The 25,667-nt window shown below is 64.0% G+C and carries 14 protein-coding genes; all 14 read left to right on the top strand.

All coding sequences use genetic code 11. The annotated features are described in order from the left end of the window. Window positions 1-9: 9 nt before the first annotated feature. The 14 genes from ACS5Q8_RS11965 (at window position 10) to ACS5Q8_RS12030 (ending at window position 25,584) form a co-directional block, all read left to right on the top strand. Window positions 10-12,606, top strand: a complete 12,597-nt coding sequence (locus tag ACS5Q8_RS11965) for a filamentous hemagglutinin family protein (protein ID WP_465160227.1) — start codon at window positions 10-12, stop codon at window positions 12,604-12,606. Between the two features lie 737 nt (window positions 12,607-13,343). After that, window positions 13,344-13,937, top strand: coding sequence for a transposase (locus ACS5Q8_RS11970; protein WP_247404307.1), 594 nt, complete (start codon window positions 13,344-13,346; stop codon window positions 13,935-13,937). Between the two features lie 59 nt (window positions 13,938-13,996). After that, window positions 13,997-15,583, top strand: coding sequence for a ShlB/FhaC/HecB family hemolysin secretion/activation protein (locus tag ACS5Q8_RS11975; RefSeq protein WP_465160228.1), 1,587 nt, complete (start codon window positions 13,997-13,999; stop codon window positions 15,581-15,583). Between the two features lie 24 nt (window positions 15,584-15,607). Next, window positions 15,608-17,407, top strand: a complete 1,800-nt coding sequence (locus ACS5Q8_RS11980) for a DUF2341 domain-containing protein (RefSeq protein ID WP_465160229.1) — start codon at window positions 15,608-15,610, stop codon at window positions 17,405-17,407. Window positions 17,408-17,418: 11 nt separating this feature from the next. Further along, window positions 17,419-17,844 (top strand): ExbD/TolR family protein, encoded by a 426-nt coding sequence (locus ACS5Q8_RS11985; RefSeq protein ID WP_465160230.1) that lies wholly within the window; start codon window positions 17,419-17,421, stop codon window positions 17,842-17,844. A 3-nt stretch (window positions 17,845-17,847) separates the two neighbouring features. Next, the gene (locus tag ACS5Q8_RS11990) at window positions 17,848-18,552 is read left to right on the top strand and encodes an energy transducer TonB family protein (RefSeq protein ID WP_276197649.1); all 705 of its coding nucleotides are present in this window, start codon (window positions 17,848-17,850) and stop codon (window positions 18,550-18,552) included. Window positions 18,553-18,594: 42 nt separating this feature from the next. Continuing rightward, complete coding sequence (locus ACS5Q8_RS11995) at window positions 18,595-20,295, top strand: putative porin (RefSeq protein WP_276197650.1); 1,701 nt, start codon at window positions 18,595-18,597, stop codon at window positions 20,293-20,295. A gap of 18 nt (window positions 20,296-20,313) precedes the next feature. Then, window positions 20,314-20,940, top strand: coding sequence for a DNA repair protein (locus tag ACS5Q8_RS12000; protein WP_443694367.1), 627 nt, complete (start codon window positions 20,314-20,316; stop codon window positions 20,938-20,940). A 19-nt stretch (window positions 20,941-20,959) separates the two neighbouring features. Then, a complete protein-coding gene (locus tag ACS5Q8_RS12005) occupies window positions 20,960-21,430 on the top strand; it encodes a YbjN domain-containing protein (protein WP_276197652.1) in 471 nt (156 codons plus the stop codon). After that, entirely contained in the window at window positions 21,427-22,377 is a 951-nt protein-coding gene (locus ACS5Q8_RS12010; protein WP_443698663.1) for a peptidylprolyl isomerase, read from the top strand. The genes ACS5Q8_RS12005 and ACS5Q8_RS12010 overlap by 4 nt, the downstream gene beginning before the upstream one ends. 51 nt (window positions 22,378-22,428) lie before the next feature. Next, the gene (locus ACS5Q8_RS12015) at window positions 22,429-23,406 is read left to right on the top strand and encodes a LysR family transcriptional regulator (protein ID WP_276197654.1); all 978 of its coding nucleotides are present in this window, start codon (window positions 22,429-22,431) and stop codon (window positions 23,404-23,406) included. Window positions 23,407-23,497: 91 nt separating this feature from the next. Further along, the gene (locus ACS5Q8_RS12020; RefSeq protein WP_426100934.1) at window positions 23,498-24,052 is read left to right on the top strand and encodes a histidine phosphatase family protein; all 555 of its coding nucleotides are present in this window, start codon (window positions 23,498-23,500) and stop codon (window positions 24,050-24,052) included. Window positions 24,053-24,097: 45 nt separating this feature from the next. Continuing rightward, window positions 24,098-24,853, top strand: a complete 756-nt coding sequence (gene cobF, locus ACS5Q8_RS12025; protein ID WP_276197656.1) for a precorrin-6A synthase (deacetylating) — start codon at window positions 24,098-24,100, stop codon at window positions 24,851-24,853. An 11-nt stretch (window positions 24,854-24,864) separates the two neighbouring features. Continuing rightward, entirely contained in the window at window positions 24,865-25,584 is a 720-nt protein-coding gene (locus tag ACS5Q8_RS12030) for an alpha/beta hydrolase (protein ID WP_465160231.1), read from the top strand. Window positions 25,585-25,667: the final 83 nt, after the last annotated feature.

Consider the following 25,667-nt stretch of genomic DNA (forward strand, 5'->3'; position numbering starts at 1 on the left):
AGATTCCCGATGGTCCGCTGCAAACCAACGCTTAAGCTGAATGCCCAAGGCCCGAGTGCCCCGGCTGTGTTGCGCCTCAAGCCACTGGCCCAGGCCATTGCCCTGTTGATGGTGGCCGGCAATGCCCAGGCGGCCACGGCGTTCAGTTCCGGTTGGTTTGCCGAAAAAGGCGCTTCCCAGGCAGCGACGGCGGCGCGGATCAGTGCCGGGCAGGTGCCGGGGATTCCGACGCTGAACCAGCAGGCGCAGGTCAACCAGCAGCTAGCGCGTTCGATCAGCACCTTGAACACCAGCGTCGCGGCGATTGCGGCCCAGCAGGCGGCGCAAGCGGCAGGGCGCCAGGCGGCGTTCGGCCAGGTCTCGACGATTCCCGATGGCCTGGGCAAGGGCGGCCTGCAGGTCGACAACAGCCTGACCCAGGGCTGGACCAACGCCAAGGGCCCGACCCAAAGCCAGTCCGGTGGCAAGACCACGGTGACCGTCGAGCAGACCGCCGACAAAGCGATCCTCAACTGGGAGACCTTCAACGTCGGGCGCAACACCGCCGTCGACTTCCAGCAGCAGTCCAACTGGGCGGTACTCAACCGTGTCAATGACCCCAACGCGCGCGCCAGTGAGATTCAGGGCCAGATCACCGGCGCAGGCACGGTGATGATCCTGAACCGTAACGGCGTTGTGTTCAGCGGCACCAGCCAGGTTAACGTGCGCAATCTGGTGGCCGCCGCGGCGAACATCACCGACGAGCAGTTCACCCAGCGCGGTATTTACGTCGACACCAACGGCACCCAGCCGACATTCACCGACGCGGCCGGCAAGGTTGAGGTGCAGCACGGCGCGTTGATCCAGACCCACAACCCCGCCACCTCCACCGACGCGGGCGGCTATGCCTTACTGCTCGGCAGTGAAGTGGAAAACGCCGGCACGCTCATCACTGCCAAAGGCCAGACCACCCTGGCGGCCGGCGACAGTTTCTACATTCGCAAGGGCGTCGGCACCACCGGCAACGACCGCTCCACCACCCGTGGCAATGAAGTGGCGACCAGCCTCAAGGCTGGCTCCACGGCGGGCAAGGTCAGCAACAGCGGCCTGATCATGGCCTCCACCGGTGATATCACCCTGACCGGGCACCAGGTCCAGCAAAATGGCGTGGTCCTGACCAGCACTTCGGTGGACACGCGCGGCACCGTTCACTTGCTCAATTCGGCCACTGACACCACCGGCAGCGTGACCCTCGGCGAGGGCAGCACCACCGCGATCCTGCTCGATGCCGGCGACAGCAGCGCCCTCGACAGCCAGAAGAGCGCCGGCCTGACCAAGCTCGACGGCCAAGCCGCCAACTTGATCACCGGCCAGTTCAACCACCTCAGCGCCGTGGCCGACCGCACCGACCAGTCGCGCATCGAGATCGTCAGTGGCGGCACCGTGGATTTCCAGAAGGGCTCGATCACCCTGGCCACTGGCGGGCAGGTCGCCGTCAGCGCCGCTGGGCGCAGCCTGGTGCGCGATGGGGCGATGATCGACGTGTCCGGCGCGGTCGGCGTCAAGGTGGCGATGAACGCCAACAACATCAAGATCAACGTGCAGGGCAACGAGCAGCGCGATGCGTCGGTCAACCGTGACGACGGCAAACTGATCAACAACGACGTGTGGGTCGACCTGCGCGAGCTGGTGTTTGTACCGGCGGGCACCAACGGTTATGCAACGGACCGCTGGTACACCGCTGGCGGCTTGCTGGAAGTCGGCGGTTACCTCGGCACCCAGGGCCACTCGGTGGGCGAGTGGATGGCCCAGGGCGGCACCGTGACCTTTACCGGCAAGGACGTGGTGACCCAGCAGGGCGCGCAGATCAACCTGTCGGGCGGCACCGTGGATGTGCAGGCCGGTTATATCGAACAGACTTGGCTGAAGGGCCCCGATGGGCGTTTGTATGAAGTGTCCAGAGCCCCGGGCGACATTCTCTACTCCGGCTTCTACAAGGGCTTTGAAGACACCAGTAAACGCTGGGGCCAGACCGAGTACTACTACAACCCGATGATCGCCACGCAACGCCGTTACGAGTCCGGTTACACCGTGGGCCGCGATGCCGGCAAGCTGGTGGTCGGCACTGCCAGCGCGGTGTTGGAAGGGCAACTGATCAGCGACGTGTTCCAGGGCGAACGCCAGACCCAGGCGGCGAATATCAACCTCGATGGCTACCAGCAATCGCAGAAGGCCCAGGCCCAGCGCGCGCAGTTGATCATTGGCCAATACCTACCGATCTACAACAAGACCACCGGCACCTTGCGTTATGCATTGGGCGCGACCACCGACCAGGTGCTGATCGACAGCAACACCCAGAAAGTCGCCGAGGGCCTGGACCTTGCCACCGCGCTGCCGGCGGATCGCCAAGGCAAGATGGTGCTCGACAGCGATCAGCTCAACGGCTACCAACTGGGTGCGATCAAGGTCGGGGCCCGACAGCAAATGAGCGTCAACGCTGCGCTGCAGGTGGCGGACGGCGGCGATATCACCCTGTTCGGGCCAGGGGTCAATATCAACGCCAACCTGACGGCCCACGGCGGCACCCTCAACGTGGGTAACATCCTCAGTCAGGTCGACCCGACGAAAGGGCTGGTGGTCGATACGATCCTGGCGGGCAGCGCCGGGATCAGGGTGGCCGGCGGGGTCAGGCTCGATACCAGCGGGCGCTGGAACAACCTGGCGCTGGACTCTTCCAGCATCGGCGGCGTTGCCTATGTGAATGGCGGCAAGGTGTCGCTTCGCAGCACCGGCGACGTAAACCTGGGCGCAGGCAGCGTGGTGGAGGCCTCTTCCGGTGGCACCCTTGGCGTGAATGGCACGCTCGCAGGCGGCAAGGGCGGTGACGTGACCCTGGCTGCGCTCGGTGCGCTGGGGCTGCAAGGTGAGGTGCTCGGCTATGGCGTCAACGGCGGCGGCACGCTGGCGTTGCAGGCGCGCCAGGTGCAGATCGGCGACAGCACCGACGTGCCGGCTGCGGATACCTTGAAATTGGCCGGCGATTTTTTCAACAAAGGCTTCTCGGCCTATGACATTACCGGTAATGAAGGGCTGATCGTTACCGACGGCACCCAGGTGGAGGTCATCGCGCCCGTTTTGCGGCAGGGCGAACAAGCCTCGAACATGCCAACCGGGAGCGACCCGGCTAAGGCCCTGGAGCGTTGGACCTCGTCGGTGTACCAAGAAGACGCGGCCAAGGGCGTGCTCACCCAGCGCCGTGGTGCCAGCTTGAACCTGAATGCCGGGCACGCGGATTCCACGGCGGCGCAGTTGGCAACCACGGCGCTGACGGTCGGCCAAGGCGCAGTGATCACGGTCGACCCGGGGCAGGCCATCAACCTGCGCAGTGTCGGGCAACTGACCCTGGAGGGCACCCTCAATGCCTGGGGCGGCACTGTCAGTCTGGGTAGCCCGACGGTTGTGCCCCAGGCGATGGAGCAGGCCAACGCGATCGGCCATGGCCGCTCGATCTGGATCGGTGAGCACGCGCTGATCGATGTCTCGGCGCGCGCGGTGACAGCGCTGGACTACCTTGGTCGCACCTACGGCCAGGTGCGCGACGGCGGCAAGATCAGCATCGGTGGCGAGATTGACACGGCCACCGGCATCGCCAAGGCCAGCGACCTGTTTGTGGTGGTGCGCGATGGCGCGCGGCTGGAGGCGTCCGGTACCGAGGCCCGGTTGAACGTTGCCGGGCAGGGCACGGTGCCCGTGGCCAGTAACGGTGGCAGCATCAGCCTGGCGTCCAACAACGGCCTGTATCTGGACGGCAGCTTTGTCGCCAAGGCCGGCGGTGCCGGTGCGGCGGGTGGGACCCTGGCGGTGGCGCTGGAAAGCCCGTATTACCAAAAAGGTGTGGTCACCGATCGCGTGCTGCAAGCCCGCGAACTGGTACTGAGCCAGACTCATCAACCCCACGCATTGGCCGGCACCGCCGAGGATGCCGCCGCCAGCCTGACATACGGCCATGGCAGCTTGGGCGTGGATCAGGTCAGCGCCGGGGGCTTCGATAACCTGGCGCTGTTGAGCAATGGTTTGTTGAGCGTTGCCGGTGATGTGAACTTGAACATGGGCCAGAGCCTGCGGCTGTACAGCACCGGCTATAGCCTCGCCGACAGCGCGTCTGCGAGCTCCCGCGTCAACCTGTCGGCCCCGTATGTGCTGCTGGCCGGCATCCTCGCCCCGGAGGAGGCTAACCGGGATAACTACGTGCGCGCGGTGCCGACGCTGATCAAACCGTCGTTGCTGGCGACCCAGGCGCAGTTCAATGCCAACGCCCAGGTGATCGATGTGCAGGGCAGCGTGGTATTCGGCAACAGCAGCAGCCTGCGCCAGGCTAACGGCAGTCTGGCGAGCCTGCAGCGGCGCGGTTTTGATCAGGTCAACCTGACCAGCCAGGGCGACCTGCGCTTTCTTGCCGGCGCCAGTACCAACGCGGTTGCCAAGGGCATCAGTACCCAATTGCTGACCCAGGGCGATATGACCTTGCGCGCGGCGCAGTTGTACCCCGGCACGGAAGTCAGTGCGCGGGTGGTCGCAGGCTATCAGGGCGAAGGTAATGGCAGCGATCTCAAGTTCGACCCTCTGCGCACGCTGACGATTGGTCGCGCCGGAACGGCGCTGGCGACGATGCCCTACTCGGTGTTCGGGCGTTTGCAGATGAACGCAGCCACTGTGCGCCAAGGCGGCGTGGTGCGGGCGCCCCTGGGGTTGATCGATATCGGCAGCCTGGGCAGCAACCTGGTGCAACTGCTGCCGGGTAGCCTGACGTCGGTGAGTGGCAAGGGCCTGGTGTTGCCGTATGGCGGCACGGTGGATGGCCAGGTCTACAACTACAACGGCAAGCAGGTGGCATTTATCGGCCAAGGCGGGGTGATCACCGAAGAACTGGCGATTGGTGTGGTGCTGGGCGGCAAGTCGGTCAGCGTGCTGCCGGACGCCACCCTGGACCTTTCCGGTGGCGGTGAGTTGTTGGGCGCCGGTTTCGTGTCCGGGCGCGGTGGTTCGACGGATGCGCGGTACAACCCGTTGGTACAGTTTGGCGCCGACGGAACGTTTGTGTTGCCGGGGCTGTCCACCAACCCGGTCTACGCGATTGTGCCGGGCGTGCAGCCCGTTGTTGCACCTGCGGGCGGGGACAGCGGGGCGGGGTCGCCGTTGATTGGCCAGCAAATCACCATTGGCGCCGGGGTGCCGGGGCTGCCAGCGGGTACTTACACGCTCATGCCGTCGACCTACGCATTACTGCCAGGCGCGTTCCGGGTCGAGGTCAACGGCTTGGCCGGGCCCGGCAACGAAGCCGCGACCCAGTTGATGAGCAACGGCTCGTGGACGACTGCCGGGCGCTTATCGATCGCCAATACCGGTATCAGCAACAGCGTTGCCAGCCAGGTGGTTCTGACGTCGGCCGATACCCTGCGTCAGTATTCCCAGTACAAGGAAACCAGCTATGCGCAGTTCGCCAGGGCGGATGCGGCGAAACTCGGGGTGCCGCGACCGATGCTGGAAGTCGACGCCAAGACCCTGAAGCTGGCGTTGCGCTCGGGCGGTGGGGCGGATGCGTTTTCCTTCCAGGGCACTGGCCGTTTCGAGGCGGCGGAGGGTGGCTACGGCGGCACCGTCGCGGTGATCGACCCGGGCCATGGCGGCATCGAAGTCATCGCGGCGGACCAACCGGCGACCAGCGGCTTTACAGGCATTACCCTCAAGGCCGACAGCCTCAATGCCCTGGGCGCATCACGCCTGATGGTGGGAGGGATGACGGCGGTGGTGTATGGCCAGTCCGGCAACTACATCATCTTGGCGAACGGGTCGAATCGGGCCAACAGCTCGATCATCTTGCGCGAGGGCACCACGCTTGCCGCGCCTGAGGTGTTCCTGGTGAGCAACATTGGCGCGATCACTCTGGAGCAAGGCGCATCGATCGATACGATCGGCCACGGCCAGGCCAGCTACGATGCCCAAGACGGCTATATCTACAAGGTCGCCAACATGCTTGCGGTGTCCAACGGCCAGCTCAATGTGATCGCGGCACCGGGCGCCGGTGGCGAGGTCAGCGCGGGGATCAGCATTGGCACATGCAGCGACGTGCTCTGCAGTGGGCAGACCGGGCTGTACTCCGAAGGCAGTATCGTTGCGTTGACCGACGCCAGGTTCGAGTTGGGTGACCAGGTGCGTTACGGTACGCGCCACCTTAACCTGGGCGTCAGCGCCATCAACCTGGGCAGCGCTGAAGCGCTGGCGGCTGCTGCTGCCGCGAACCAAGTGCCGGCTGGCCTGACACTCACCCAGGCCCTGCTCGACCGCCTGTTGCGTGGCGATACCCAGTTCGGCGCGCCCGCCTTGGAAACCCTGCAACTGTCGGCACGCGACAGCTTCAATTTCTACGGCAGTACCTCCCTGGACACCTACGACCCGCTCACCGGCAAATCGCTGCTGAGCAACCTGATGATTGCCACGCCGGCCATCTACGGTGCCGGCGGGACAAACGACGTGGCCAGCATCCACACCGCCAACCTGATCTGGCAGGGCGCAACCGACCCGGCGGGCGCGGTGGTGAGCGGCGGTGCCGGCACCGGCAGCGGGCGCCTGGATATCAATGCCGAGCGCATCGAATTCGGTTACGGGGCGTTTGCGCAGCCGAGCACCACCCTGACATTCGACCGCCTGGCCTTGGGCTTTGCCAACGTCAACCTGAACGCCAGCGAGCGCATCACCGCCAACCACAAGGGCAGCCTGTCGGTTTATCAGGCCCAGGGCGCCTACGATTCGGTGAAGGGCTTTGAGTACAGTGGCGGCAACCTCACGATTCTTACGCCGTTGATGACAGGTGAAGCCGGCTCGGTGAACCGCATCACCGCTGGCGGTGCGATTGATGTGGCGAGCTCCGCCGGCCCACGTGGCACAGTCGACGGCCAGGGCGCCGAGCTGTCGTTGCAGGGCGACAGCCTTCGCCTGGCCAGCGCGGTGGTACTGCCCAGCGGCAAGGTCAGCCTCGGCGCCCGCGGCGACGTGGTGTTGACGGACACTGCGTTGATTGATGTCGCCGGCCGTGGGATCGGGTTCAACGATGTGACCCAGTACGGCTGGGGTGGCGATGTGCTGCTCGACAGTCGCAATGGCAACATCTACCAGGCGGCAGGCTCGACGATCGACCTGTCGGCCAAGAACAACCAGGCCGGCAAACTGCGTGCCGTCGCAGTGGATGCGGCGGGCGGCATTGTCGACATGCAAGGCAAGATCCTCGGCAGCAGCAGCGGCGACTACGACGCGGGCGGCACCTTGATGCCGTACCAGGCCGGTACCGTGGAAATCCAGGCCCAGCGCCTGGGCAGCAGCGGTTCGCTGGACCAGCAGTTCGCGGACTTGAACCAGCGCCTCAATGCGGGCCAAGTCTTCGGCGCGCGCAGCTTCCAGCTCAAGCAAGGCGACTTGACCATCGGCAACGGCGTCAAGGCCAGCACCGTCAGCGTCTCGGTGGACAACGGCAGCCTGCGCGTCACCGGCCTGGTGGATGCCAGCGGTGAGCGCGTCGGCAGTATCAACCTGGCGGGCAAACATGGCCTGAGCCTGGACGGCAGCGCCATGCTGGACGCCCACGGCGGCCGGTTGCGGGTGGACAGCTATGGCAAGATCATCGACTCACCCAACCGCGCCATGGTGGTCCTCGGCTCCGGCGACGGCCAGTTGACCCTCGCCGACGGCATGCGCATTGACCTGCGCCACGGCACCAATGGCTCGTCCAGCAACGACGGGCGCAATCGCGGCACCCTGGAGCTTAATGCACCGCGCCTGGTCAACACCGATGGCAGCAGCAACGATATCAACATTGACGCCCGTGGCCGCCTGGCCATCCAGGGCGCGCGTTCGATCACCCTCAACGGCATGGCCACCTATGACGATGCGCCATTGGTTAACGACCCTACCGCCAGCGGGCGGCCTTACCAGCAGATCGACCAGGCCTACCTGGATGGCAAGCATGCGCTGAGCACGGCGTTTATCAACGCGGCACTGCTCAACCAGGACCTGTTGCAGGGCAAACTGGCGGGGCTCAACAATGCGACCTACGCCAATGCCTTCCATTTGCGCCCGGGTGTGGAAATCGTCAGCCGTACACCGGACGGCGATCTGGTGGTGCAGGGCGATCTGGACCTGTCCGGCTACCGCTACGCCAGCCTCAACCCCAACAGCCAGAAAACCTCGGTGTACGGCTCCGGCGAGTCCGGCAGCCTGACCCTGCGTGCTGGTGGCGACCTGAACATATACGGCAGCATCAACGATGGTTTTGCCCCACCGCCAGACACGGTGGACGACAAGGGCTGGGTGTTGCTGCCCGGAATCGACTTTACCGGCGGCGCGGTGGTGGTGCCGGGTAACGGCGTGACCCTGGCCGATGGCACCGCGTTCCCGGCGGGGGCCACCTTGAACTACGACGTGCCGATCAAAGGCCTGACGGTGGCGGCCGGCACTCGTCTGCCCGTGGCGGCGACCCTCGACCAGACCCTGGTGCTGCCGGCCGGCACCGTCCTGGCGGCGGCAATACGCGATGCGGGCGGCAACCTGCTGTTTGCCGCCGGCACCTTGCTCGACCGGGCGCAAACGCTGGTGGCCGGTACGCAGTTGGAGGCGGGCACCCTGCTGGCCCAGGGCACCCGCCTGGCGGCGATGACCTGGCCAAAAGGCGTACCGCTTCCGGCGGTGGCGGGGGCGAACCTGAATAACAACATCGTCATGCTCAATGGCAGCAAGGCGCTGCCACGGGGTGCATTGATCCCCGCCGGTACCAACGTGAAGTTGCCCGACGGGGTTGGCTCGGTGCAACTGCGCCCGGAAGTCGCCGGACGCCAGGGCAAGTTGTGGGCGATTGCACCGATGTTGGCCGAGGGCACGCAATCCTGGTCGCTGCGCCTGGTCGCTGGCGCCGATACCGAGGCGGCCGACAGCCGCATCCTGCAAAGCCATCCGCGCAGTGGCGACCTGCGCCTGGCTGACGCTCACTACGGCATGTTTGCCAAGGAATTGCCCGCCACCGGCGTGCAGACCTGGAGCGCCTTTGCCGTCGAAGATTTTGCCGCCAACGGTGTGACCGTCAAGGAAGGCGACCCGGTCGACCAGGCGATTCTGGATGGTTTCGGGTTGGGCTCGATTGCCGATTTCTGCAACGGCAACCCGGCGTATTGCGCGGTTAAGGTCGATTACCTGTGGACCCAGTCCGCTGCGCTGGAGCTGGCCGATTATGGGGTCTTCGTGAAAGCGGGCGATGTGATCAAGCAAAGTGAGCTGGACCAACTGGGCTTGCCAGCTATCGCTGATTTCTGCACCAGTTCACCGTCGTACTGCCTGCTGGGTGGCGGCAAGCAGTATGCGGCCACGCCGTCCAGTACGCGCTTCAGTGTGATCCGCACCGGCACCGGTGACCTGGAGCTGTTGAGTGGCGGCAACCTGAGCATGGAGTCACTGTTCGGGGTCTATACCGCAGGCACCTCCTCTGTTACCACCCAAGCCGGCGATCCGTATAACCAGGCTAAGGTGCTGAACAGCAACAAGACCGTACTCAATAGCCCAAACAGCTACTACGAGCAGTTCGTCAACGGCTCTTCGGACAGCCTGTACCGGGCCTGGTACCCGGAGGCCGGCGGCAACCTTACGTTGAACGTGGGCGGGAATCTCACCGGTAATATCGTGAGCCCTTCGACCTCCTTTCTCGGTCGTCCCGACACTCAGGACGTCGGCAACCCATCGGCCGCCGTCGGTAACTGGTTATGGCGCCAGGGCAGCGCGGACGTGGTGACGGGCGAGCAAGCCCAGCCGACCGCCTGGTGGGTCAATTTCGGCAGTTTCACCACGGTCAAGACGGCCCTGACGACATCCGATCAGTTAGTGGGCTTCACCGGTTTTGGCACCCTCGGCGGTGGTGACCTGGACGTGACTGTGCGCGGCAATGCGGGGGCCTTGAATAGCCTCGCGGACAGCGCCAACAACGCGGCGCTGAACGTGCGCACTGAAGGCCTGGTGCTGGCGGTGGGCAGTACCGGTCGGGTGGCCAGCGATGGCAGCCTGGTGCTGACCGGCGGCGGCGACCTGCAGTTGCACATCGGCGGTTCGCTGAACCCGGTCGCCTCACAGGCTGTGGATTCGCGCAATGGGGTGCTGGTCAACCTGCGCGGCAATGCGCAAGTAAGCAGTGGTACGGCGGGTGATATCAGCCTGACGTATGGCAGCATTTCGATACAGCACAGCCCCGGCGAAACACGCGCATACGACCCGTTGCAGGCCACCCGTGGCTTGCCTTCGGGCGGTATCACACTGGTACCGGGTGATGCCACGTTCAGTCTGGCCACGGCCGGCGATCTGGTCGTGCAGGATGTACTCGACCCGGGACGGGTCGAGGTGGCTAACAGGTCCGCCTTTACTCGCGGGACCCAGTCGGGGGACGGGGAAAGTTGGTTCACGTTGTGGACGGCCCACACGGCGATAGATCTGTTCTCGGCAGGCGGCAATTTGACCCCGAATGTCAGCGGCACAGCGACTGACCTGGCAATCGTCTATCCGTCGATTCTTCGTGCGACCGCGGCTGGAGGCAATCTCTACTATGGGAAGGCCGCGCATATTTCCCAGTCCGATGGCAGTTATTCGGGCACGCTGTTGCTTGCCCCGGGCCCTGACGGTGAGTTGCAGTTCCTGGCCCGCGACTCGATTTACGCCGGCGGCATGTTCGTCACGCCGTCTGCGGCCGACCCGGGCATCATGGCCACGCCTTGGCAGCCGGCATTTGTCGGCAGGATTGACGGTCAGGTGGTCGCCGATGGCAATAATCTGTCAGCCAACAGCGGTCTGCCGACGGAGGGTACGGTCACCTATTCTGACCCGCGTCCATTGTTGACGTTTGGGTCGGCCACGGCGTCGGCTGCTGCCTATGTGCCCAAATCCCCAGCGCGTTTCTATGCGCTGAGCGGCGACCTGGTCGGGGTCAGCAGCGGCAGGGTCATTGGCTTCAACAGTGCGCCGACGGCGAGCAATTCGGGGCAGACCTGGTACGAGGGCAACGGTCCGGTGTGGATGATGGCCGGGCGTGACATTGTCAGCAGTGGCAGCCTGTTCAACGATGCCCGGGGAACCTTGTCGGAGCAGCAGACGGGCAACCTCTTTATTCATAACAACCCCAACGACATTTCCATCGTTTCCGCCGGCCGCGACATTCTCTACAGCAACTTCCAGGTCGCCGGCCCCGGCCTGCTGGAGGTGACGGCGGGCGGCAATATCCTGATGGCTGGGCGGCCAGCGACGGCGGGGGGCGAGGTCAGCGTCACCAGCCTCGGCGCAGTGGTGGCAGGCGACAATCGCCCGGGCGCGAGCATCGTGATGCAGGCCGGTGTCGGTCCGAACGGCCCGGATTACCTGCACTTTGTCGAGGCTTACCTGGACCCTGCCAACCTGGCACAAGCGGGCGAGTCCTTGCAGGGCGGCAAGGTGGCCAAGACTTACGAAAACGAACTGGTCCGCTGGTTGGCCGAGCGTTTCGGTTTCGTCGGCAGCAGCGAACAGGCCCGCGCTTACTACGCGGCGTTGCCCGCCGAACAACAGCGGGTCTTCGCCCGTGATGTGTACTTCGCCGAACTCAAGGCCGCCGGCCGTGAATACAACCAGGACGGCAGTGTGCGCCAGGGCAGCTATGTGCGTGGTCGTGCCGCGATTGCCAAGTTGTTTCCTGAGACGGACGTGGCCGGTAACCCGATTACCTACAAGGGCGACATCACGATGTTCGGCGGCTCGGGTGTACACACCAACTTCGGCGGTTCGATCCAGATGCTCACCCCAGGCGGCAGCCAGACCTTCGGTATCGAAGGCGCAGCGCCTCCGTCCACGGCCGGCGTGATCACCCAGGGTGCGGGGGATATCCAGCTGTACTCCATGGGCAGCATTTTGCTCGGCCAGAGCCGCATCATGACCACCTTCGGTGGCTCGATCATGGCCTGGACCAGCGAGGGCGACATCAACGCCGGGCGCGGCTCCAAGACCACCGTGGTGTACACGCCGCCCAAGCGCGTCTATGACAACTGGGGCAACGTGAGCCTGTCGCCGGCGGTGCCAAGTACCGGCGCGGGGATCGCCACGCTGAACCCGATCCCCGAAGTACCGGCGGGGGATATCGACCTGATCGCGCCTTTGGGCACCATCGACGCGGGCGAGGCGGGCATTCGGGTCTCGGGCAACGTCAACATCGCCGCCTTGCACGTGGTCAACGCGGCCAACATCCTGACCCAGGGCAAGTCGTCCGGGGTGCCGGTGACCGCCAGCGTCAATACCGGCGCCATGAGCTCGGCCAGCGCGGCGGGGGCGGCGGCGTCCCAGGCGGCGGAAGACGCGGCGCGCAGCCAGCAGGCGGCGGCCAAGCAGGGCAGGGCGTCGATCGTGACGGTGGAGGTGTTGAGCTTTGGCTCCGAACCGGTGCAGCGCGAGCCGCAGGAACAGCAGAAAGCCTCGGAGTACAACCCCAACAGCCCGGTGCAGGTACTGGGCGCCGGGCCGTTGAGCGAACAGGCGCGTGCGCGGTTGACGGATGAGGAGCGCAAGCAGATCACGTTGTAGGTGGAAGGACCTCTCGATGTACGTTTGGGGCGATCAGTGATTGCCCCGTTTTTTTTGCTGTTGGCGCGGCGGCCTAATAGCCGGCTGGTGTTTCATGGCTAACTCGGTTGGAAAGGTGGGAGGGGGGTTGCCCCCGATAGCAGTGGGTCAGTTACAGATTAGTTGACTGACACACCGCTATCGGGGGCAAGCCCCCTCCCACATTTGGATCTCCATGGATCAGATATCTCCATAGGTCAGATAGACCTCATTTTGCTTTTGCTCTGGCTTTGCCTGGGCTTTTGATCTTGATCTTGATCTTGATCTTAGGCGCCCCGTAAAACCACGCTGGCCGAACGCAGGCTTGAATCCGTGGGTAACCCGGCAGGACGCCGGGTTAGCCGTCCTGGGCCAGGGATGGCCCATGACGGCGGCCCACGGATTCAAGCCTGCGTGAGGGCACACCGAGCACTAGCGAGGTGCCGAGTGGTGGGGCAAGAGCCTTTTGGTTACTTTGGGGCTTTTCCAAAGTGACCCGCTGTAAGAGCGGAACCGCCAGCCGCCGTTACCGAAGAACCGGATATGTACCCGCTCACCCCCCAAAAAAATGCCCCCCACTCAATCCAAAATGAAGCTTTCATGACAAAAGTTCGGTAGCTCCCCCCCACGCCCGTCTTGCCTATGTAACGCGCTGGAGGCGGCCACAAATCGCCTCCCCAGCCGTCAGCAGGACGCCAGGAGTGGGGCAAATGGGAACTATGGAACGTTACTCGAAAGTCGGCATGCAGGAGCTCGATCAGCGCCTGTCGAAGATCGTCGAAGCCGCGCGCAAAAAGCCGGTTTCGGTCTACCGCTACGGCGCGCCCTGGGTGTGGATCGTCTCGCAGGACGATTGGCAGGGCGCCTTGAAGGAAGTTTCCAGCTACATCCCCGCGGGCCATTCGCTGGTGTTGTTGCGCCCGCAGATCGACGAGATGTTCGACCGGCACCACGCCCTGCTGCGCCCCGCCCCGGGGATGCTGATCGCGCCGCGCACCGTGCTGCAGATCCTGCTGTTGCAACTGCTGTATTCCGTGCCCAGCGAACAGCAACTGCACGAGCAGCTCAATTACAACCTGCTGTTCCGCTGGTTCGTCGGCCTCGACCTGCACCAGAAGGTGTGGGGCATCCATGTGCTGCAACGCGATATCGCCACCCTGTTGAACGACCCACGGGCGGTGCAATTGATCCAGACCATCATCGGTGACGTGTTTTGCGGTGCCTTGCTGCACATGCCGGAGTTCTCGTTGAACTTCGCCTTGTTGCACACCTGGCTGGCACGGCACAGCCAACTTTCGACAACCCGCAATTGAGCAGGCCAAACGCCGTGCAATCGGCGAGGGCGCAATATTTTAGACATTTAGGGGGCTGTGTGGAGCATCTGTTCAAGTCAACGCTGGCGCTGTGTTGCCTGGCGCTGGGCACCTTGGTGCAGCCGGCGCTGGCCGAGGAGGGCGATGCCCCGGCGCGCCGGGTGGACGTCAACGAGTACTTCGTGCGCGGCAATACCGTGCTCGATGCGGCAACGATCGAAGAGGCGGTGTACCCGTTTCTCGGCCCGCAAAAGACCCTGAACGATATCGAAGGCGCCCGCGATGCGCTGCAGAAGATCTACCAGGCGCGCGGCTACCAGTCGGTGTTTGTGGAGCTGCCGGAGCAGAAGGTCGATGACGGCATCGTCTACCTGCAGGTCAGTGAAACCAAGGTCGGTCGCGTGCGGGTGGTGGGGGCCAAGCACTATTCGCCGGTGGACATCCGCGAGGAAGTGCCGGGGCTCAAGGAAGGCGCCGTGCCGGATTTCGCCAGCGTGCAAACCCAGCTCGCCGCGCTCAACCGCAGCGCCGGACGCCAGGTCACGCCGCAGGTACGTGAGGGCCAGCGCGCCGGCACGATGGATGTCGACCTGCAAGTGGAAGACCAGAACCCCTGGCACGCCAGTATCGGCCTGAACAACGACTACAGCGCCGACACCGAGAAGCTGCGCTCGGTCGCGACCCTGGGCTACGACAACCTCTGGCAACTGGGCCACAGCCTCTCGCTGACGTACTTCACCGCGCCCCAGGACAGCTCGAATGCCAAGGTCTGGTCGGGTTCCTACAGCGCGCCGCTGGATGAACGCTGGACGTTGCAGTTCTCCGGTTACCAGTCCGACAGCAACATCGCCACCATCGGCGGCAGCAACGTGTTGGGTAAGGGCCACTCCTACGGGGTGTCGGCCATTTACAGCCTGCCGGCGGCAGGCAACTGGGCCAATTCATTCTCCTTCGGCGTGGACTTCAAGGACTTCGACGAAGAGATGAAGTTCGGTTCCAGCAGCGACCAGGTGCCGCTCAAGTACGCGCCGTTCACCCTGGGCTACAACGGCTACCGCTACACCGAAAAATCCCAGCTGGGCCTGGGCTTGAACCTGGTCGTCGGCACCCGCGCATTCTTTGGCTATGGCAGTGACGCCGAAGAATTCGACTACAAGCGCTACAAGGCCAGCGCCAGCTTTGCGGTGCTCAAGGGCGACCTGAATTACACCTACACCTTCGCCAACGACTGGCAGTCGGCGTCCAAGGCCGGCTTCCAACTGGCTTCGGGGCCGCTGGTGTCCAACGAGCAATATTCCGCCGGCGGCGCCACCTCGGTGCGCGGTTACCTGGCGGCCGAGCGCACCGGGGATGACGGTTACCTGCTCTCCCAGGAGTTGCGCACACCGTCGCTGGCCAAGTTCCTCGGCAGCTACGTGCAGGAGTGGCGCTTCTACGCGTTCGCCGAAGGCGCGCGCATGCGTCTGCACGACCCGCTGCCCGAACAGGAAGACGAATACAGCCTGGCCAGTGTCGGCCTCGGCACCCGCGCCAGTTTGAGCAAATGGTTGTCCGGCAGCCTGGATTGGGGCTACCCGCTGCTCGACGGACCAAACACCCAGAAACAGGACTCGCGACTGCACTTCAGTGTGCAGGCGACTTTCTGACCCTTTTTTCCGGAGATTCTTCCCATGCAACGCCTATTCCTGAGCCTGTTGATCTGCCTGGGCTTCGCGCTCCCGGCCACCGCCCATGCCTGGTGGCAGGACGACTGGCACTACCGCAAACAGATCAGCGTGGACACCACCGCCCAAGGCGCCGCGATCAACCAGGCCCTGGGCCGCACCGCGCTGCTGGTGCGCCTGCACACCGGCAACTTCACCTTTGACGGGGTCAAGGATGACGGCAGCGACGTGCGCTTTGTCAGTGCCGACGACAAGACCGTGTTCAACCACCAGATCGAAAGTTTCGACCCGCTGATGGGCATGGCGCTGATCTGGGTCGATGTGCCCAAGGTCGAAGGCGGCCAGCGCCAGGATCTGTGGATGTACTACGGCAACCAGAAGGCCCCGGCCACCGCCAACGGCCAACTGACTTTCGACCCGAACTACACCGCGCTGTATCACTTTGACGGGGCCAGCGGTACACCGCCACGCGACACCACGGCCTACGCCAACACCGCGCTGAACGCCACCGGCAGCAGCATCGACGGCGTCGTCGGGCGTGCCTTGCAGTTCAGTGGCCAGCCCTTGCTGTTGCCGGCCAGCCCGTCGCTGCAACACACCGCCGGTAGCGCCTTCACGTTCAGCGCCTGGCTACGCCTGGACCAGGCCAGCGGCGAGCAAATCGTCCTGGCCCGGCGTGAGGGCATGCATAGCCTGTTGCTCGGGTTGAACCAAGGCACGCCGTTCGTGGAAATCGACGGTCAGCGCGCCGTCTCGACCCAGCCGCTGAACCCTGGCCAATGGCAGCACCTGGCGTTCACCGCCGAGGGTGAAAAACTCGCGCTGTATGTCAACGGCCGCGAAACCGCGAGCCTGGCAGTGGCCATGCCGGCGTTCAACACCCAACTGGCGATTGGTGCCGATCTGCCGGAAGCGGCGAGCCCGCACCTGCCGTTTGCCGGGGCGATGGATGAGCTGCGCCTGTCCAAAGTGGCCCGTCCAGCGACCTTGTTGCTGGCTGACGCGAGTGCCCAGGGTGCCGAGTCGAAACTGGTGGCTTATGGCGTGGATGAAGAACAGTCGGGCTACGGTTTCGGCAGCCTGGGCTTTTTGCTTAACGCGGTGCCGGTAGACGCTTGGGTGATCATCCTGGTGCTGGTGGCGATGATGTTCCAGTCGTGGGTCATCATGATCCGCAAGAACCGTATGGTCAGCCGCGTGAGCAGCGGCAACGAGGCGTTTCGCGAGCAGTTCGCACAGATCGGCACTCGCCTGGAAATGTTCTACGACGACAGCGTACTTGCCCAACGCCTGACCCATTCTTCGCTGTGGCGCCTGTACTGCGTGGCGGTCAAGGAAATCCGCACCCGCCGCGCCCAGGGCGCCGACACCTCGTCGGTCTCGGCGGCGACCATCGAAGCCATCCGCTGCTCCATGGACGGCGTGCGCACCCGCGAAAACCAGGCACTCAGTTCCAAATTGTCGACGCTGTCCAACGCCATCGCCGGCGGCCCGTACATCGGCCTGCTGGGCACGGTGCTGGGCATCATGGTGGTGTTCCTCGGCACGGCCATGGCCGGTGACGTGAACATCAATGCGATCGCCCCGGGCATGGCGGCGGCCTTGCTGGCCACGGCCATGGGCCTGTTCGTCGCGATCCCCGCGCTGTTCGGCTACAACCGCCTGATCACGCGCAACAAGGAAGTCAGCGCCGACATGCGCGTGTTTGTCGACGAGTTCATCACGCGCCTGGCGGAGATGCACGGTGAGAGCCAGTTCAGTGAAGCGGCGCACCGCGTGCCGCACCACGCGCCGGTTTCGGCCTGAGGAGAATCGCCATGGCTTCCGTAAATGCCTCCCACGACGATGACGACGATGCCGCTGTCGACAGCATCAACATCACGCCCCTGGTGGACGTGCTGATGGTGGTGCTGGTGATGTTCATCCTCACCGCTACCGCCCAGGTCTCGGGCATCCAGATTCACCTGCCCAAGGCCAGCGCCTCGGTGTCGCTGTCGCAGGCCAAGACCAAGGCCATCTCCGTCAACGACGGCGGCCAGGTGTTCCTCGATGCCTACCCGGTCACCCTGGGGGAGCTGGAGGAGCGCCTGCGCATCGAGAAAGCGCTGAACCCGGATTTCCCGGTGATCGTGCGCGGCGACGCCACCGTGCAGTACCAGAAGGTGATCGAGGTGCTCGATTTACTGCGGCGGCTGGAGCTGTCCCAGGTCGGGCTGGTCACCGGCAAACCGAGCCAGGGCTGAGTCATGACCGCACAGATCCCGATGCCGCCGTTGCCCGTGAAGAACAAGCCGCCGTTGCGCCCGCTGAAGTGGGGCGCCGGCCTGCTGCTGGGCGCCGTGGCCGCCTGGTTTCTCTGGCAATGGGCCAATGACATGAGTGGGGTACGCCGCGAAGCACCGAAGGTGCCGACCATTATCCCGTTGCCGCCACCACCGCCACCGCCGCCGGAAAAACCCAAGGAGCCCGAGCCCCAGGTGGAGGAAAAAGTCCCTGAGCCGGTGCCCACACCTGAGCCCGAAGAGGTGAAACCGGCGGAAGAAGCGCCGCCTTCACCGGCCGATGACTTGGCCAACCCGATGCAGATCGATGGCGATGCGCAGTCCGGCAACGACGGCTTCAACATCGGTGCTGGCAAAGGCGGTGGCATGGCCGGTTCCGGCGGCGGTGGTCTCGGGGCCGGCACGTACAAGCAATACCTGGCGGGGGTGTTTCAACGCCTGCTGAGGGAAGACCCGGAGTTGCGCAAAAAGGCCTACGCGGTACAGGCGGATGTGTGGTTGAGCGCCGAGGGCCAGGTCACGCGTGTGGAGCTGGCCAAGTCCAGCGGCGACAGCGAGACCGACGCCCAGGTGCTGGCGGCGTTGCGTGTACCCCATGCGGGGCAACGCGTTCCAGCCTCGGTGAGCATGCCGGTACGCCTGTCCCTCAAGGGCCGGCGCCCGGATTGATCGAACCCATTTTTTGCAGTTTTTTACAGGAGTTGCTTACGAATGATTTCCCCCGTGAATCGGCTGACCCTGGCGGTCGGCATGGTCATCGCGACCCTGGTCGGCCAGGCGACGGCAGCCCCGGTCGCCCCTTCGGAAAACGTCACGATCAACCTGATCCGCCTGCTGGTGCAGCAAGGCGTGCTCACCCAGGACACCGCCAATGGGCTGATTGCCCAAGCGGAAAAAGAAGCCCAACAGGCTCGCCAGGCGAATGCCGCCCCGGTGGTCGCCAGCGGCCCGACGGCGGCGCCTGGCGACGTGCGCGTGCAGTATGTGCCGCAAGCGGTGCGCGATCAGATCCGCGATCAGGTGAAAGCCGAAGTCATGGCCACCGCCAAGCAGGAAAACTGGGCGCAGCCCAATACCTTCCCCGACTGGGTGTCGCGCGTGACCTTTGACGGCGATATTCGCCTGCGTGACGAGTCGCGCTATTTCTCGGGCAACAACAGCCCTCAGATCACCGACTTCGCCAAGGTCAATGAAACGGGGCCCTATGACGTCAACAAAAACTCGAACACCAAGTTTCCGCCGTTGATCAACACCATCAAGGACCGCGAAAACCTGTTCCGCCTGCGCGCTCGTCTGGGCATGAAAGCGGTGATCTCGCCAGAGTGGACCGCCGGTATTCGCCTGGGCACCGGTTCTGACAATAACCCGGTGTCTACCACCCAGACCCTGGGCGGTGGCTTCGGCAAAAAAGACATCTGGCTCGACCAGGGTTACCTGAGCTGGAAAACCACCGACGCCATCACCTTGACCGGCGGGCGAATCGCCAATCCGTTCTACGCCACCGACATGATGTATGCCAACGAGCTCAATTTTGACGGTGTGGCCGCGATCTTCAACCATAAGCTCAACAGCGAGTGGGGGCTGTTCGGCACCCTCGGCGCATTCCCGGTTGAATACTCCTCGGATGCCGCCAGCACCAACGGCATCGACAAGCAAGACAGTGAGACCAAGTGGCTGTTCGGTGGGCAAATCGGCGCGAATTGGAAGATCAACCGCGCCAACAGCCTCAAACTTGCCGCTGCCTACTACCAGTTCCAGGACATCGAGGGTCAGCGTTCCAGCCCGTGCTCCCCGTGGAAGGGCGAACCCGGTTGCGACACTGACGGCACGCGTGTGGCCTTTATGCAAAAGGGCAACAGCGTGTTCAACCTGCGCAACAACACCACCAACCCGACGGACCCTGCCAAAACCCCGGACCCACAATACGTCGGCCTGGCGTCCAAGTTCGATGTGCTGGACCTCAACCTGGTCTGGGACAGCGAACTGCCCAGCGACTTCAAGCTGCGCACCCAAGGCAACTACATCCGCAACCTGGCCTACGACAAGGGCGAAATGCTCAAGCGCAGCGAAGGCGAGATCGTCAACAACCTCAATTCCAACGGCCAGTTTGAAAGTGGCGGCAACGCCATGATGGTCTCGTTCACCCTCGGCAGCGCGCTGGAGATGCGCAAACGCGGCGACTGGAACGTGTTGGCCGGCTACAAATATATCCAGCCTGATGCGTTGCCCGACGGTTTCAACGACTCCTCGTTTCACCTCGGCGGCACCAACGCCAAGGGCTACTTCATTGGCGCTAACTACGGCATCGACAAAAACATCTACGCCAGTGCGCGTTGGTTGAGCGCCTCCGAAGTGTATGGCGCGCCGTTCGAAGTCGATGTGATGCAACTGGAACTCAACACGCGCTTCTGATGCGCAGGGAGATGCCCCATGAACACGCGAATATGCGCGCTGCTGTTGCTGCTGGTTGCCACCGGCGCCTCGGCCGAAGGCATGGAAGAGCGCCTGCGCACGCAACTGCGCAGCACCACCCAGCAGTTGCAGGCGCTGCAAAGCGAGCAGGCCCAGGCCAGTGCTGCACGCCTGGCCGCCGAGAACCAGGCCAAGCAGGCCCAGGCGCAAATCAAGCAACTGACCGCCGAGCTGGATAAGGCCCGTGGCGTCGCCGAGCAAATGGTGGGCCAGCAACAGAGCCTGCACAGCCAGGCGCAAGCCCAGGTGGCCGCGAGCAACGAGCAGATCGGCAAGTTCAAGAAGGCTTATGAAGAACTGCTGGTGTTGGCCAAGGGCAAAGAAACCGAACGTGCGCGCCTGCAGGCGCAGTTGAGCGAACGTGACACACAAGTGCAGCAATGTTCAGCCAAGAATCAACAGATGTACGGCGTGGCCCAGCAGTTGCTCGCGGCCTACGAAAAAATCGATGTGGCCGAGGTGATGAGTATTCGCCAGCCCTTTGCCAGCGGCGCGCGGGTCAAGTTCGAGGAACTGGCCCAGGGCTTTGGCGACGAGTTGTACAAGAGCCGTTTTGATGCGCCCCAGGCAGCCGCCAATCACTGATAGACAAGGAACAGATCCCATGAGCGAATTGATCACCAGTGTTACCGTCCAGAGCCTGACCGCGCTGTTGCAGGAAGCCGGCTACCGGGTCAACCAAAGCGAACAGAACGGCATCGTGCAACTGCTCAGCGCCAGCCAAGGCATCGGCTTTGCCGTGCGCTTCGGCAACCCGGCGGCGGAGCAGGGCAGCTATGTGGATTTCACCTACAGCTGCGCGCTGCGCGTGCAGGGCGACTTGCCCGAAGGGCTGACTCAGGTGTGGAACGCCTCGCGCCGGTTTGCCCGGCTGTCCGTGCAGGGCGAATTTTTGCTGATGGAAATGGACGTGGTGGTGGCCGGTGTCGGTGCCACGCACCTGCGCAGCCAACTGGAACTGTGGGACCGTCTGCTGCAGGAATTTATCGTCTATCTGCGTGAGTACAGCCAGCACGCCGCGCAGTTGCAGGCCCAGGCGGCTGAGCCTGTCGCTGAAGAGGTACCGGTGCTGTGAAGAAGCCAACCTTGCTTATCGGCGCCGGGGCGCTGACGTTGCTGGTGGTGGCGGTGGGGTTGAGCCTGCGACCGGGCAGCGACCCGGTCGCCGCTCAGCAACCGGCGCCTGTCATCACGTCCTCGCCGAGCGAGCGCGGCGCACCGGCCGTGGCGCGCCTGGGCAACCAGCAGATCGACCTGCCTGAACTGAAAAGCGTGCTGGCGAGCCTGCCGGCCGAATCCCGTGAGCAACTGCGCGGCAACCGTGGCGCCCTGGAGAGCTGGCTGCGTTCACGCTTGGCGCAAAAGGCCGTGCTCGAACAGGCCGACGCCCAAGGCTGGCGCCAGCGCCCGGAGGTGGAACAACAGACCCGCACCGCCACCGAACAGATTGTGTTTCGCGACTACATGCTCTCGGTCAGCCAGGTGCCGGCCGACTACCCCAGCGCCGCTGAATTGCAGCAGGCCTACGACAGCGGCAAGGCGCAGTGGGTGACGCCGCCGATGTACCGGGTCAGCCAGATCTTCCTCGCGGTGAATGACCTGCAAAGCGTCGACGCGGTACGTCGCCAGGCCCAGGAGCTGAGCCGCAAGGCCCAGGCCGCGCCGGGGGATTTTGCCGCCCTGGCCACGCAATACTCCCAGGACCCGGAAACCGCCCAGCGCGGTGGCGATTCGGGCTTGCAGCCGTTGCAGCAACTGGTGCCGCCCGTGCGCGAAGCGGTGTCGCGGCTCAAGGTCGGCGCGGTGTCGGAGGTGGTGCAAAGCCCGGCGGGGTTCCATGTGCTCAAGCTCACGGCCCAGCAACCGGCGCGCACCGCCACCCTTGACGAACTGCGCGAGCGCCTGACCCAGGCCCTGCGCGCGCAACGTCAGGAACAGATCGCCAAGGCGTACCTGGAAGGCATGCTCAATACCGCGACGTTGAGTATCGACGGCGCGCAGTTGAACACGTTGCTGGAGTAACCCGCGTCGACCGCATTGGATGCACAAGACCCACAAGACAGGGAGTCTCCCATGGCATTTCTAGAACCGTCTGGCCCCCCGGGGCGCGCACCCTATCGCGAGCCGAATCAATCCCGTAGCGCCTGGCTGGCGCTGGCCAACGACATCGAACCGGAGGTCGCGCGCTACTTTCTGGTGAGTGCGCGCTGCGGCTGTTTCATGCAGGCGGCGCGCAGCCTGAATATCAAGGCGACGCTGCTGCGCAAACGCCTGGCGCAACTGGAAGAGCAGCTGCACCATGCGTTGTTCAGCTACCAGGGCAACGGTCTGGTACTCAGCCGCGATGGCCAGCAGTTGCAGGCGCAGTTGCTGGCCCTGGCTCACGCGCGGCGCTTGCCGGCGGTGGCGCAGCCGCTGATTCGCCTGGCCGTGGCCGAGCCGATCCTGCACGACATCCTCGGGCGCGACTTGATCGCCTTGCTGCGCCGCAACGCCAGCGTGCGCCTGGAGATCATCTCCATCGACAGCCAACTGTCCCTGCAAGCGGTGGACGTTGACGTGGTGCTGTGGCTATCCGACGCGGACGGCCCCGCGCCCGGCCCGAGTTTTCTCACCGAGCCGCCTCGGGTCCTGGCACGTTTGCACTACCTGCCGCACATCGCCAAGCGTTACTCGCGGCCGACGACCCGCCCCGACAGTGTCGAAGACCTCGATGACTACATGTTGGTGCAGTGGCAGCCGGATGGGCAGGTGGACGCCTTGCAGCCGTGGAACACCGTAGTAGCACAGCGCCTGGCCGCAGTGGTGCAAGTGCATGCCTATTCGCTGATGCTGGAGATGATCCGCTGCGGTGCCTGCATCGGTTTGCTGCCGCACTACATGGGCAGCTTAGACCGTGGCCTGGTGGCCTTGCCGGGATTGCTCGCCGAGCCCATGCAGCGCCAGGTGTGGCTGGCGGTGAATGCGCGGGTGCAGCATGCCGAGGCGGTGCAGAGGATTGTCGAGTTGATCGCCAGTACGTTCGAGGGGCGGCGGGAGTGGTTTGATTAGCTCAGCCGCGCCCTCTGGCTCAAGGCGTTGCGTCACGGCGCCAATTGCGCCAGTCTTGGTCGCCTTATCCTTTACCCAGCTGCGATCTGCGATGCAAGCCAGCCGTTTGACACTGATCTGCCATGCCGCCACGCCGTTGCAAAAGCGCGGTTGCTTTGCCGATGACGAATCGGTGGCGATGGATTGGCAAAGCGCGGCGTTATCCCTGGCCGGCCGCTACAAGAAAGGCCTGCGGCTGCGCTGTGGGCCCGAGGCGCGAACCCGTCAGACGGCGAGCTTGTTCGGCAATCAGGCGGTGATCGACGAAGCCTTGCGCGATGGCGATGTGGGGCACTGGAAAGGTCAGGACATCGCCGCACTCGACAGCGCCGAACTGACCACCTGGCTCACCGACAGCGCCAGCGCACCTCACGGTGGCGAGTCGGTGGATCAGCTCTGCGCGCGGGTCGCGCAGTGGATGCAGTCGCTGCAAACCGAATCCGGCCAGGTCGTGGCAATTACCCACCCGTTTGTCATCCGCGCCGCAATGCTGTACGTCATGCAGTTTCCCGTCTCGATGTTCTATCGCATCGATGTGGAGCCGCTGTCTTGCACTGAACTGCGTTTCAACGGCGTCTGGCGTCTGCGCCTGGAAACTCACGCCTGAGTGCGTGAACATGGCAAAATCCACGCCCCGCAATGAGAGCAACCCATGAAACGCATCCTGATCATCGGCATTGGTGCCGGCAACCCTGACTACATCACGATGCAGGCCGTGAAAGCGCTGAACCGCACCGACGTGTTTTTCCTGATGGACAAGGGCCAGAGCAAAGACAAGCTGATCGACCTGCGCCGTGAGATCTGCGCGACCTACATCACCGAGCCCGGCTACCGCTTCGTCGAGGCCGATTGCCCCGAGCGGGTGCGCGGGGACATCGACTACACCACCGCCGTGCAGGACCTCAACCGCGACAAGCAGCAGACCTTCGAGCGCATGATCAACGAGGAAATGGCCGACGGCGAAGTGGGGGCTTTCCTGGCGTGGGGCGATCCTGCGTTGTACGACAGCACCCTTCGCATTTTGCAGGCGATCCTGGCCAGTGGCCGCTGCGTCTTTGAATTCGAAGTGATCCCCGGCATTACCAGCGTGCAGGCCCTGGCGGCCCAGCACAAAGTGCCGTTGAACCGCATCGGCCGCTCCATCGAGATCACCACCGGGCGCCGCTTGGCGGCGGGGCAGGCGAGTGATGCCGACACCCTGGTGGTGATGCTCGACGCCGAAGATTCCTACCGCACCGTGGCCGATCAGGACCTGGATATTTATTGGGGTGCCTACCTCGGCACGCCGGATGAAATCCTCATCAGCGGCAAGGTGAGTGAGGTCGGTGAAGAAATCCAACGGGTGCGCAAGGCTGCGCGTCTGGCCAATGGCTGGATCATGGACACTTATTTGCTGCGCAAACCCTGAGGTCGATTCCCATGTTCAAACTGTTCGCTCTGGCACTGACCCTGGTGGCCGGTGCCGCCCATGCCGATTCCAGCCTGCACACCGACTTGCCGCTGTCGTACCTGGAACAGACCCAGGGCGATGCGCGCAACCAGCCGCTGGTGATTTTCCTGCACGGTTTCGGCAGCAACGAGGAAGACCTGTTTGGCATCAAGGATGCGCTGCCGTCCACCTGGACCTACCTGTCGGCGCGGGCGCCGACGCCGGTAGGCCCCAATGGGTTTCGCTGGTTTACCAAGACCCCGGGCGACGGCGATTACGATGGGGTGACTGAGGACCTGCAGAACAGCGCCAGGCTGATCAAGGCGTTTGTCGCCAAGGCCACCGCCAAATACCACACCCAGCCTGACCGGGTGTTTTTGGTAGGGTTCAGCCAGGGCGCGATCATGTCCTACGAGGTGGCGTTACGTGACCCTGAGTGGGTGCGCGGGATTGCTGCGCTCAGTGGCAGCGTGCTGCCGGTGCTCAAGGCGCAGCTCAAGCCGGATGAGCGATTGGGCCAACTGGCGATTTTCATTGGCCACGGCACGTTGGACCAAGCGCTGCCGTATGCCTCGGCGACGCGGGCGAACGAGGTGTTGTCGGGGTTGGGGTTGAAGCCGGAGTTTCATACTTACCCGGGCATGAACCACACCATCAGCGCGGCAGAAGTGCAGGATTTGAAGGTCTGGTTGGAAACCAATGTGAAGTGAACACCGCTAGAACTGTGGGAGGGGGCTTGCTCCCGATAGCGGAGTGTCAGTCAGTACATCTATCAACTGATACACCGCCATCG

It is taken from the genome of Pseudomonas sp. PAMC25584, from assembly GCF_058135675.1.